This window comes from Jeotgalibacillus marinus (assembly GCF_040801915.1).
In the GTDB taxonomy this organism is placed as follows: Bacteria; Bacillota; Bacilli; order Bacillales; family Jeotgalibacillaceae; genus Jeotgalibacillus; species Jeotgalibacillus marinus.
Window position 1 is genome coordinate 1 of sequence record NZ_JBFMIA010000011.1, and the last position, 13221, is coordinate 13221.

The following is a 13221-nucleotide window of genomic DNA, read 5'->3' on the forward strand; positions in this document are numbered from 1 at the left end:
GCTCCAGCAGACTATATTGAAGAAGCGATCAATGGGGTAACAGACAATATCATCACTGGTGCAGTTGTTGCTTTAGTCATTTTATTGCTATTTTTACGAAATATTAGAGCGACGATTATCATTGCTTTATCGATCCCGACGTCCGTATTGCTTACTTTTACATCGATGTGGCTGTTGGATTACAGCTTTAATATGCTAAGCTTGATTGCTCTTGGATTAGGCATAGGTATGATGGTGGATTCATCCATCGTTATTCTTGAATCGATTTACAGGAAAAAAGAAGAGGGATTGGCAAATGCAGAAGCTGTTTTAGAAGGAACAAGAGAGGTTGCGACAGCGGTATTTGCCTCGATGCTGACGACCATTATGGTGTTCTTACCAGTTGGCCTGATGGGTGGAGAAATCGGACAATTCATGATTACCTTATCTGTTGTCATAGCAGCCACACTCATCAGTTCGGTGATCATTGCTTTCACGCTCATTCCAACGCTGTCTGAGAACTTTTTACGCTTGAAAAAGAACAAAGCACATCGAAAAGAAAATCCGATGATCAAAAGGTATGGAAAAACGGTCTCATGGATGGCTAAGAAAAAACGAAATCGAGCTAGCATGATAGGATTATTCTTCGTCATTCTGGTGGGATCTGCTTTTCTCATCCCTAAAATACCGACGACGATCATGCCTGATATTTTTAATCGATATTCAGAGGTCATGATTAATCTCGAACCAGGTGTGACTTTAGATGATCGAAGAGAAATTGTTAATGAAATAAATGAACGATTGTTATCAATTGAAGATGTTGACAATCATTACGTCATGGATATTGGGGTCATAGGCAATGAGTACGTCTTAAATACGGCGATTAATATGACAAAAGAGGATGATATTACGCGTGAACAGGATGTTGTGAATGAGGATATCTTACGTTCCCTTCGTGAAATGACTGACACTCATCCGGTCAAAACGGTCATCAGTGCCATGTCCGTAGAAGCTGGTTCTGCAGTACAAATAAACGTCAAAGGGGAAGACTTTGAAGAACTGAGACTGATAACTGAAGATTTAACAAAAGAACTCAACAATGTGGATGGAATTGTTGGGGTCACGAGTACGAATGAACGGTACTCACAAGAACAACAAATCGTGTTGAAGGAAGATGCCCTTGAGGAAGATGGGGTAACACGTCAGCAAATAAAGCAGTCTGTTGAACAGTTATCGATGACTACACCTGTTGGAGAAATGAACAACGATAACGGTGATATGATTCCGATAAAATTAGTACTCGATGAAAAACTAACGACACAAGCTGATTTGTTTGATCTGGAAATTGTTACACCTGCTGGACTTGAAAAGCTGTCAAAATATATTGAGCTTGAGACAGCAGAAGTACCGAACCAAATCTCTCATGTAGATGGTGATCGGTTCATTACGATCCAGGCAGATATTGAAGGTCGTGATCTCGGATCCATCAACCGTGACGTGCAAAAAGTGATCGACTCGTTTGATGCACCGCAGGGATATACGATTTCTGTGGCGGGAGAGTTAGAAGCACAACAAGAATTAATGCAGGAAATGATCATGGTTCTCTTTCTTGCGATTTTCTTAGTGTATGTCGTCATGGCGATCCAGTTTAACAATCTGATCCATCCGCTTGTCATCATGTCGGTGATTCCAATGACAATTGTTGGCGTTATTCTTGGATTGTTCATCACGCAGAGTGAATTAAGTGCGTTGTCCGGTATGGGTGTCATCATGCTCATAGGAATTGTCCTTAACAATGCAATATTGCTAATCGATAGAACGAAACAACTGAGAAACGAGGGCCATACTGCCCAAGAAGCGCTTGTTGAAGCTGGTAAAAATCGTATGCGTCCGATTTTCATGACCACCTTAACGACTGCAGGAGCCATGTTGCCACTTGCTCTGTCATCTGGTGGTGCTTCAGGAAATTATCAATCGCCGCTTGCCATCGTCATCATCTCGGGATTACTGTTTGCGACGATGATCACCTTAGTGTTAATCCCAGCCGTCTACATGTTATTTAGTGATATCGGTCGAGGATTTAAACGAATCTTTACAAGGAAGAGAAAACATAAAAAGGTGTAAAAAAATAACAGAGCAAGTAGGAAAGTTTGAGCTTTAAATCCACATTGGGTAGAAATATCTGATGTGGATTTTCATTTAAATGGAAAAGGGGGCAAAGAGAGAGAGGAAGAAAATGAACGAGATTTCACAAAAAAATGATTGGTTGGAAGCATGCGGAGTAGAAGAGAATCAAATTCCTTTATCATTGATCACTCATGGAGAATGGAAAAACGAAGAAGATTTTAACTTATGGAAGACATCCTTCAAGAAGAGATGTGGTTACCTAAGTGGAGCACTGTAATTGAAAGGTGCAATGGAACAAATATTGGGTTTGCAAATGTATATGGAAGAGGTTGATTATAAACATTGTAATACATTATGGTGGGACAAAAATGGATAAGCGCATTAAATGGGCTTTTATACACTTCGGAATTTTTTTATTTTATTTCTCTGTACATACAGTGGGATTTTGTTAGGACATGTAAATCGAGTAATAATGCTTTGGCTGGTTTTATCTCCAATATTAGGAGCTGTGTCAGAGTTACAGGGTGAAGGGAAGAAACAAAAATGGATCATTTTTTTCTTAAACATCATTAATTGCACTAATTGGTATTATATATATAGATTCTAACGGAGAATATTGAAATATCCTCACGTGCCTTAGGAAGCTAAACACTTTAAACTAAATAAAGATTTTACTTCATTTTTTAAGTTACTAGTTTCGGAAGACCAAAGTTTTACTACTAAGCGGTTTCAAACAAAGCCTTTCCTATAAGTCAGATATCTGACTTACGGGAAAGGCTTTTACTCTACCTCATTTTGAAATTTGGAGTGAGGCGTCTAAGGGTGTTTTACCTTTGTCTCATATCACTAGAGAGGTTCAACGATCACCAAGTTTTCCTTTTTGTCAAAAACGATGATTTTTGGAAGAACTGTCTACCTCGACTCAGAAAGATGAAATTCAGACTTTTAGAAAAGGAGAAAAAGTGGACTCTAGCAGATGGGGACGATTGAACAAAAAACGAAAGATAGGACCCTTTAAAGAATATCATCTGCAAACGTTTCGAATGATTTGATGATAGGCACATTCTTCTGATTCCATGAATCTCCTAGTGGCAACGTCAGCATCTATGACGGTAAACCTCCATAACTACAAAATCTTCTACTGTATTAAAACCTAAGTACCCCAAGTAAAATGAGTAGGATTCCAGGCAGAAATGACAGGCGTTGCATCCATTTTAAATGAGAAAACACATTTCCTATTTTTAATCCACCATATAAAAATACAAAACACAGGACCAGTACTGACGCTGACAATAACAGTGGTGAATATCCTAAAAGTGCTGCACCAATACCAGCACCTAAACCATCTAGTGATAACGCGATACCTAACATAATTGCTTCAATTCCAGTAACCTTTCCAGAACGATCAAAGTCTGCCTCCAGGGGACGCTTCAGAATATTTATGACAAAACCAAGTGATTTGATTTCTAAATTTAATAACACCTTTTCATCATAAGGCACTTCTTCTTTTTCTGGTCGGAAAAATTGATACAGAATAAACCCGCCGAGTCCAACCAAAATGATTCCTCCTATACGCTCTGCCACAGTAGGGGATAAGAAGGATGCAATTGATTGACCAACCACCATGGCTATTAATACTGAACTTGCCGAAAGAATAGAAATAATAAAGATGGATTTGAATGGCATTCCCATTTTACGAAGACCATACGTAAGCCCTGCACAAAAACTGTCAAGGGTTAAAGCGAAAGCGAGTAGCAATACCAAAAGTGATGCAGACATTTTGAAGAACTCCTTCCAATAACTTGGTACGATAGTATATGGAAAGGGCCTATATAATGTTATTACACATTAAACTGTTAATGAATGGGTGCACCTACAAAAAAGGATTTCTGTATTTACACAAAATTATTGACGCTACCCTTGGATCATATAATGTATATATAGTTCTTAAAGTTAATATGATTGCTACTTCTTTACAAATTGAATCGAGTTTTTTTCTATTTCCTGATTGTCAGACCGATAATCCGATTTGAGAATCTTCACAGCATAAAACTGACTCTGTAGTGCAATTGTATAGGAAAACACTTCTTTCGATCCATTTCATCTTGACGAATGCCAACAGCGATGTAAATAAATTCTTTAGAAATGGTGTCTCGCCTAAGCAGGAAAAGTTTTAAATCCTTCTACTTGTTCTTTCATCGCTTTCCTCATGTTTGAAATTGTTTGTGGTGTGTAATGATGCCCATACAACTTTTTAAGTATAACGGAGATTTTCCTCATCGTTACACCTTGTTGAAACATGTGGGTGACAAAGGGCTCAAGATTATGGCGTTTATAAGTAAGCGGCAAATAGTATCAACCTTCTTTTGACTTTTATTTTATAAGAACTTCCTCAAGAATCAACTTAAGAAGGCTATACAATGAAATCAAAAAAATCGATGAAAACTTTAGGAACACTTTGATTACTTCTTTTCAAATAAGTAATCAAAGTGTTCCCAAATAGTGTGCTGCTCATGATGTGAAAGAGTATCAAATATACGATATTGGTTGAAAAAATTCAAAAATGAAAGACAAACTCCTAACGAGATTGCTTCTTCAAAGTGGATGGCTGTTCATTTGGAGAAGAGATTGTACAGAAAGATTAATCCATTCTCATCCATGTAGGAGGAGTCACCCTTGAAGTGAAACCAGAGTTCATTCGAACCCTCCTAGAGAAAGGATCCAAACATTGGGAACATGATGATCCATGCGACAAACTATTTTAAGTTTTTTCGATACTCACACGTCCTGAAAAGAAAGTTGCACCATCTCCCATATCAGACAATCGATCCGGAGTAAGTGCGTTTACCATTCTTTTCGTGCCTTCCGTATCCTCCCAGAGCCCTTGAGTAACGACGACTCCTTGAAGAACGTCTTCTCCCACGCTCACTTTTAGCTCACATTCTCCACGATGATTCCACACCCGAACTTTGTCCCCAGCTTCAATACCCGCAGGTAAAGCATCTTGACTATTCATGTGTAATCGCGGCTCTTTCTGTAGTGCGATATGCTTTTCATTATTTGAAAAAGTCGAGTTTAAGAAATGATGATTAGGACCAGGAATAAACAAAAATGGGAAATCTCCATCATTCACTAAAGGTGTATAGGTTGGTAGCGGTGAATACCCATCCTCCTCCATCTTCTTTGAATACAACTCGATTTTCCCACTAGGTGTCGGGAGTTTACCAGGGAACAACGGTTTAACATGTGCCTTCATATATCCCTGCTCTACTAGTGATTCATAGTTGATTCCTTCCATATAAGAATTATTCGGATTATCAAGTGATTGAGCAATCATTTCTTCTTCTGTCTCTTTAAAGAGTGGATCATCGAAGCCCATCCCTTTTGCCAGTAATTGAAAGACCTCGACATTTGATTTAGACTCTCCATATTGCTCGATCACAGGTTGTTGAAGGTGCACATAATGATGCCAGTATGATGTATAAAAGTCCATATTTTCAAAGGAAGAAGTAGCTGGTAAAACAATATCTGCGTATTTTGCCGATTCGGTCAAAAATAAATCATGAACGACGATAAATAAATCTTCCCTTTCAAGACCTTTTTTAACCTTATTACTCTCTGGAGCCACAACCGCAGGATTACTCCCATATACACATAATGACTTTATAGGAGGATCAGACTTAAGCAAAGCTTCCCCAAGTAAGTTCATGTTAATAACACGTGTATTTTGATCTTGTAATAAACCAGGCATTTGTAAGCGATCCGTGTTATAAGCTAAATAATCTGAATTTCCTTTAATCGCCCCTCCTCCTTTCACAAGCCATTGTCCCGTTAAGGCAGGAAGACAGGAAATCGTTCGAATGCACATGCCTCCATTATCGTGATGCTGAGGTCCGTTGCCAATCCGAATAAAGGAAGGCGTTGTCTTTCCATACATACGTGAAAGCTCATAAATATCTTTAACAGGTACACCCGTTATTCCAGAAACAGTTATAGGGTCATACTGACGTACATGTTCACGAAGTTCTTCATGTCCGACTGTATAGTTTTTCAAAAAAGATGAATCAACCATGTTTTCTGAAAATAATAGATGCATTATCCCAAGAGCTAGGGCGCTGTCGGTTCCTGGTAAGATTGGAATGAACCAGTCAGCCATCTTGCCTGTTTGGTTTTTGTGGACATCGATGACGACGATCTTCGCACCATTCTTACGCGCCTTTAGGGCAATAGCTGTTTGATGCATATTCGTACTGACGGCATTAATACCCCAAAAAATAATCAATTTTGAATGGGTCGTATCTTCCGGATCTATCCCCAAGCTACCTCCCATTGTATAGCGATATCCTACCGAGCCCGCTGATGAACAGATGGATCGATCAAGTTGTGAGGCACCCATATAATGAAAGAAACGTCGATCCATTCCTTCCGCGCTTAGATTTCCCATATTCCCATAAAAACTATATGGTAAAATGCTTTCTGGCCCGTCTGTTTGAATGAACGATTTCCAATGAGACGTGATCGTGTGAATGGCTTCCTTCCAACTTATTCGCTCAAATTCACCTTCTCCTTTTGCTCCTATACGTTTCATTGGGTAGGTCAAACGCTTTGTATCATACACTCTTTCCGGCATATTACGTACTTTGTTACAAATACTTCCCTTCGTTACCGGATGATCCGGATCTCCTTCGATTTTTATTATTTTTCCATCTTCTTTATGTAGAAGTAGTCCGCATTGATCCGGACAATCAAGAGAGCACACGGAAGGAAAAACACCATTTCGTTGATTTACAAAAGAGGGCATATATAAGCTCCTTTATTAAGCATTTACTATTGTAACCGTCTAGTTATTTGAACACTTTTCACTCGTTATAATAAACGATCTAAAATAGCTGTGGTAATGCCTCATCACCCATCAATTACGTCCATTGACCTGGACTTTTATTGTATGTAATTGTTAACATAATAACAGAAAATAGACAACAAATACTATAAACACACTAAATAATCCTTTTTTAAAAAGTAAGACTTTTAAACCTTGTCCTGCCATTTCCATAAGACCTCGCATCTAATAAAACGTAAGGTAATTGAGATCATTAAGGAAAACTTCTCTACAGGAACGCCCAAATTCGTCTAGACTGCGGATTCTTGGTTTCGGATCAAGTACCTAGAAGACACGATTACGGATTTTGTAATTCTTGAAACAAGTTGTTTGAAACAGATTCATGTGAAACGCCATCCTTTCTATTGATCAAAGAAAGGATGGCGTTTTTATGTATTTAGGCATTCGGTTTGATGAGCTTGAGGGTGATGTAGTATGACCGCTGGTTTTTCGTTGATTATTCATGTTGATCATGATCTATCTTCAAATTAATTTGTGATGACTCATCGATAAATACCGGCCCAATATTTTCGTACATGTAAAAAAAGCCAATAAGTAAAATAGCCGTAGCCATTGGACTTTGAATGATCTTCGTAAAATAAGTGGAGGCTTTATTGATTTCATTATGTAATAAATTTACTGTCAGTAACAAAACAATAACTGAAAAGGCAAAAATGATTTTGACGATCGACCCTTGATAATAAATGGGTACCATTACACCAAGCATTGCCCCCATCATTCCACCCATTAATCCAGCTAGCATTCCATCTAATACCGGCTTTAGGCCATGCGTTAGCCCAATAAGACTGCCAGTTAGAAACCCTATACACATTCCTAATACCGTAGATAAAAAGATATTGCCACTCACAACAATCCCTAGAATGACTCCACTTAACAAACCATTTAACATCCCGACTGCCATTGCAATCATCATGCTAGTCATACACATTATTTTTTTTCTATGAGTAACCATTTTTATAGATAGATAAAGGGTACCTAGGAAAGGGATTAACATAGTTACAAGTAAAGCTTTGGTAAAGACCACTTTATAACCTCCTAGTTTCAGCTTGTACATCATTATATGCACGCACTAAACCACTAGTACAGTGGTTTACGGGAGGCGGACACATCGCCATAAGTGAAGGAAAACAAATACCTCCAAAATAACAAAATGCTGATGTTATGTATGTGAACGGGTTCGAAACGGAGGGAGAAAACGAAAAATATTTATTCTCTGCAAACCATCAAGATTCTTTTTTTATTTGAAAATGTTGGTATAACCAATTCACTGCATCGTTTAGATTATCAGCCAAATAATCAATCTTAATATTTTTCAATCTGTCATAGTGCTCAGTAATGGCTGATTGACCAGCACCAGTTTTCACAAGTATTTTCATACTTTTTACTTTGTCTGCTGCTACTATGTCACTCCAGCGATCGCCGATCACTACACACTTCTTTAAATCTAATTCGTGTTTTTCAGCAGCTGCGATTAGCATCCCTGTATTTGGTTTTCTGCAATGGCAACGTTCATTGCGATCGTGAGGGCAAATAAAGGTATCATCAAAGCCAAACTCTTTTAATTCCTCTACAAACTCTTGTTTACTTGCTTTTCCCGCCGAGATTCCTGGTTGATTCGTAAAAGAAACGAAGGGATGATCTATCCCTTAACCCACTTATATATTACTGCCTTTAGAGATATTAGTTGTTCAGCCCACCTGATCTAGATTTTCTTCTTGCTAACAATCAGAGTTCATATTCAGTTCATATTCAACTGCTAGTATTAAGTGGTCAGGAAGAAAAATGGGAGGATCAAAAATGAAATTATTAGAAATAAAGCATGTTAATAAGTCATATAAACTTGCTGGAAAAGAAAAAATAACCGTACTCCGGGATATAAACGTAAGTTTTAAAAGTGGAGAGTTTGTTTCCATCTTGGGAGAGTCCGGTTCGGGAAAATCGACATTAATGAATATTATCGGCGGTATGGACTCTGATTATGAAGGTGACGTGATTGTGCAGGGGAAAGCGCTGAGATCGATGGAAGAAAATGAAATCGATTCCTATAGAAATGATAAAATCGGATTTATTTTTCAAAGCTTTAACTTAATCCCTCATTTAACAGTGCTTGAAAATGTTACGATTGCGATGCAAATGATGGATAGAGGTGAAAAAGAACGAATTAAGCGTGCGACGGAGATTTTGGAGGAAGTAGGCTTGCAGGAACATGTGAAGAAACGGCCTAATCAGCTTTCAGGTGGACAAAAACAGCGTGTAGCGATCGCACGTGCCTTAGCCAATGACCCTGATATTATTTTAGCGGATGAACCAACCGGGTCGCTTGATCAAGAAACAAGTGGACAAATTCTTGAAATTCTTGATTCGATTGCAAAAAATGGCGTTCTCATTATTACAGTGACCCATTCACAAAAAGTAGCGGATTTTGGAAGCCGGATTGTATCGGTAGAAGATGGGCGAATTAAAGAAGATCAATCATTAAAAGAGCGCTACACTTCTGTCAAGGAAACCGAACAAAAGAAAGGAAAAAGTTTAAGTTTGATGGCTTCTTTTAAGCTGGCAATAAAAAATATGCAATTAAAAGCGAAACGAAATATTCTTGTAGCTTTGGGAGGGTCCATCGGAATTTTCAGTGTCCTTCTTATGCTGTCTTTAGGAAATGGTGTAACAGGCTACATGAATGATGAAATAAATTCAACTATGAATCCGCTTCTTGTCGATGTGGTTAAACAGGTTGAAAAAGAGGAAGTACAGGATCAGCATGGACCGCCCAATCAACAAATGGGGGGAGAGCCATTTTCAGAAGAAGATATAACTAAAATCAGTGGATTGGAAAATGTTGAGAGAGTTGAAAAAGCCACTACAATCACAGGAAAAACCAATGTTGTGTACAGGGATAAGAATTATGAACTTTCGGCACTTGGGACTGTAACAGATACTATTAATGAGGATAATATTGAAAAAGGTACACTCCCATCAGAGAATGAAGTATTACTGACGACTTCTTATGCGCAAAGCTTAAGCAGTAATGAGGCATACGAGTCCCTTGTAGGAGAAACCATCAAACTTTTTGTTAATGAAATGGGTGAAAATAACCAGCCGCTCACTGTTGAAAGAGAACTTGTAGTATCGGGTATATATGTCCAGGAAAATATGGGACCAATGGAGGGTGCAGGTGTATACGTTTCGTATTCGACGCTTGAAGATGCATACAGCGAACAAAATTTAACCTTACAGCCTACACAGCTTAATGCGTACGCGGCCAATCAGGGTGATGTAGAAGGAATTAAAATGGATGTGGAAGAAGCTGGATTTGCAAGCTCCCCAATTGCCAGTATGATGGAACAAGTGACAACGTACTTGGATATGGCAACATTGCTGTTATCCGGTATAGCGGGAATCTCTCTGCTTGTATCGGGCATAATGATTTTAGTTGTTCTTTATATCAGCGTTGTGGAACGGACAAGAGAAATTGGTATTTTACGCGCGATAGGTGCAAGAAAGAAAGATATTCGCCGTATTTTCTTTTCAGAGTCTGCGCTTATGGGCCTAATGAGCGGTGTGATTGCTGTTGCTGGGGCATTTATCATTAGCATTATTCTGAACAACTTTTTATCTAATAGCTTTGGTGCCGAACTGATTCAGCTGACTCCGGAATACATGCTGTTCGGGATTGGGGTTAGCACTTTGATTAGTGTGATCGCAGGAATTCTCCCATCATCTAAAGCAGCCAAACTCGATCCAATGGAGTCGCTTCGATACGAATAATGAACAACGACAAAAGCCTTTAATTCCTAGTTTTATAATAAAGGGTATGGGTAGGTGATTGGAGGTTGCTGAATGAATACGATTTTAGTCGTGGATGATGATCCACATATTCGAAAATTAATAAAGCTGTATCTTGAGAATAGCCAATACACAGTTGTTGAGGCAAATGACGGACAGGAAGCACTTGAATATGTTGCACATACAAAAGTAGATTTAATGATCGTTGATGTGATGATGCCCCGTGTAAATGGTATTGAATTAACAGAAGATATTCGAGAATACTTGAATATCCCGATATTAATGGTAACAGCAAAAGGCGAATCAAACGATAAAGTAACAGGGTTTCAAGCTGGAACGGATGATTATTTGGTGAAGCCTTTTGATCCAGTGGAACTTGTTCTTCGGGTAAAGTCTCTTTTTAAGCGGTATAACCTTTCTATAACACATGCAATCCAATTGGGTGAGGTAAACATTAATCTTGAAACATTATCGGTTTCTTCTCATGAAGAAACCGTACTGTTAAAAAAGAAAGAATGTGAACTGCTGTTTATGCTGGCAAGTTCACCCGGTAGGATCTTTACCCGGGCACAATTAATTGAAAGCTTGTGGGGATTGGACTATGACGGTGACGAACGGACAGTGGATGTCCATATTAAACGCCTGCGCCAGCGGATTGAATCGTTCTCATCTTTATCAATCACGACTGTCCGTGGGTTAGGATACCGGTTGGAGGGCAAATAACGTGTTTAGAAAAAGCCTACGTGTTAAAATTGTCACTACTTTTATCATCATCGTGCACATCAGCCTCTTTTTATCATTCGGAATTAGCCTATTGATTACAGAGAGGGAAGTTACAATAGAAAAGCCCTTTTTGGCGATTGCGCAGGACGTTGCTTCTCTTCTTGCAATAACGGAGCCGGAGAGACGTGATCAGGTAATAGACATATTATCAGACTATAATATACATGGTGAAATGATACAGGAAGAAAACGAGCTGCCTTTTTCATTAACAGAAGAGGAGGCTGCACCGCTGTTTCAATCTGGAATATCGGAGCCGTTATTTTTAAATACAGAGGAAGGTCCTGTACGTTTCATAGGGGTGCCGAATATTGATAATACTGGAAACTCAATGATACTGAAGGTTGATTTTACCGGTTTTTTGAAAGTCATGCACCGCATTTTGCTTATTGTTCTTTTTAGCGTGTTAGTTATTGGCAGTCTGCTTATTTTGCTTGTATCGCATTACATTGTTGAACCGGTGAAAAAACTGACAAGCGCAGCAAAAGAAATGGCGAAGGGGAATTTATCCTTTCGACTTAAACATAGAAGGAAAGATGAGATCGGGGAATTGATGGACAGCTTTAATCATATGGCAAGTGAAATTCAGAAAGTTGATAAAATGCGTGAAGACTTTGTCAGTAATGTTTCCCATGAAATTCAGAGTCCCATTACGTCGATTCGTGGTTTTACACGTGCAATTAGGGATGGAGTCATTCCCGTGGAACATCAAAAGGAGCACCTTGATATTATTTATCAGGAAACATTAAGACTTTCAAAGCTCAGTGACCATTTGCTTCGGCTTGCTTCGCTTGATTCAGAAAATCATCCTTTTCATCCGGTTGAGTATCGGTTAGATGAACAGCTGCGTAGAATAATTCTCGTGACTGAACCGTTATGGATTAAAAAAAATCTTGACATTGAACTTGATCTGCTAGCTTGCCGTGTTATGGTCGATCGTGATTTATTTGAACATGTTTGGCAAAATTTGATTACGAATGCTATTAAATACTCAGGTGATAACAATCGGATTGTTGTTCAAATGGAAAACACTGGTCTAGCTGTTCTCGTTCATATAATGGATACCGGAAGAGGAATTCCCAAAGAAGATTTGCCGTATGTATTTGACCGATTTTATATGGTCGATAAAGCAAGAAGCCGTTCAGGTGGAGGAAATGGGCTTGGGCTGTCAATTGTAAAAAAGATTATCGAACTCCATGGCTGCAAAATAGACGTCAAAAGTGAGGAATGGAAAGGGACTTGTTTTACGGTTTCCATTCCTCTATAGATAGAGACTATCAAAAAGAGTAATAATCATTATGACAAAAGGTTACGGTACGGAAGTTTTATGGGGAGAGGTTGGTTAAGAGTGATGCGTCTAATTCGACGGTTAACCATATATTTTCCTGCCAATATTGGACAAAACATTTAATTCAACTTATATACAATATACTATTTGATGAAAAATTTGTTGATAAAAATAAATATAACAATATTTATTCTATATTGTGAATTCTGATTGCAACCAAAACCTATTGTTTCATGCTATTTAGACGAGAAGTTAAATTTTATGCATTTTACACAAGCCGTAAGTTAGAAGGATTTTGGGGGACTTGAAATTAGAAAGAGCCCTCTTGGTTTGATGAGGGTGTCAATACATGAACGAATTGACC

9 protein-coding genes and 1 pseudogene are annotated in these 13221 nt (G+C 38.5%); 5 read left to right on the forward strand and 5 right to left on the reverse strand.

Annotated features, from left to right (window positions below; translation table 11 throughout):
- Together AB1471_RS11820 and AB1471_RS11825 are read left to right on the forward strand one after the other, a co-directional pair.
- Nucleotides 1–2103 (forward strand): efflux RND transporter permease subunit (locus AB1471_RS11820; protein WP_367779974.1); only part of this gene is annotated, 2103 nt, incomplete at its 5' end.
- Between the two features lie 112 nt (nucleotides 2104–2215).
- Complete coding sequence (locus AB1471_RS11825) at nucleotides 2216–2383, forward strand: hypothetical protein (RefSeq protein WP_367779975.1); 168 nt, start codon at nucleotides 2216–2218, stop codon at nucleotides 2381–2383.
- An 869-nt stretch (nucleotides 2384–3252) separates the two neighbouring features.
- Here the strand turns inward: AB1471_RS11825 and ytaF are convergent.
- From ytaF to AB1471_RS11850, 5 genes and pseudogenes are all read right to left on the reverse strand, one after another.
- Nucleotides 3253–3885 (reverse strand): sporulation membrane protein YtaF, encoded by a 633-nt coding sequence (gene ytaF / locus AB1471_RS11830; protein WP_367779976.1) that lies wholly within the window; start codon nucleotides 3883–3885, stop codon nucleotides 3253–3255.
- Nucleotides 3886–4170: 285 nt separating this feature from the next.
- A pseudogene (locus tag AB1471_RS11835) lies at nucleotides 4171–4443 on the reverse strand (transposase); the annotation flags it as partial.
- A 424-nt stretch (nucleotides 4444–4867) separates the two neighbouring features.
- Complete coding sequence (locus AB1471_RS11840) at nucleotides 4868–6907, reverse strand: molybdopterin-containing oxidoreductase family protein (RefSeq protein ID WP_367779977.1); 2040 nt, start codon at nucleotides 6905–6907, stop codon at nucleotides 4868–4870.
- Between the two features lie 535 nt (nucleotides 6908–7442).
- Nucleotides 7443–8030 (reverse strand): hypothetical protein, encoded by a 588-nt coding sequence (locus tag AB1471_RS11845; protein ID WP_367779978.1) that lies wholly within the window; start codon nucleotides 8028–8030, stop codon nucleotides 7443–7445.
- 199 nt (nucleotides 8031–8229) lie between these two features.
- Nucleotides 8230–8649, reverse strand: coding sequence for an HAD-IIIA family hydrolase (locus AB1471_RS11850; protein ID WP_367780052.1), 420 nt, complete (start codon nucleotides 8647–8649; stop codon nucleotides 8230–8232).
- 154 nt (nucleotides 8650–8803) lie between these two features.
- Between AB1471_RS11850 and AB1471_RS11855 the strand changes: the two genes are divergently transcribed.
- The 3 genes from AB1471_RS11855 (at nucleotide 8804) to AB1471_RS11865 (ending at nucleotide 12836) form a co-directional block, all read left to right on the forward strand.
- Nucleotides 8804–10771: an ABC transporter ATP-binding protein/permease gene (locus AB1471_RS11855; RefSeq protein ID WP_367779979.1), complete on the forward strand. Its 1968-nt coding sequence runs from the start codon at nucleotides 8804–8806 to the stop codon at nucleotides 10769–10771.
- Between the two features lie 72 nt (nucleotides 10772–10843).
- Entirely contained in the window at nucleotides 10844–11512 is a 669-nt protein-coding gene (locus AB1471_RS11860) for a response regulator transcription factor (RefSeq protein WP_367779980.1), read from the forward strand.
- 1 nt (nucleotide 11513) lies between these two features.
- Nucleotides 11514–12836 carry a sensor histidine kinase gene (locus AB1471_RS11865; protein WP_367779981.1) on the forward strand — a complete coding sequence of 441 codons (1323 nt, stop codon included), beginning with the start codon at nucleotides 11514–11516 and terminating at the stop codon, nucleotides 12834–12836.
- The last annotated feature ends 385 nt before the right edge of the window (nucleotides 12837–13221 follow it).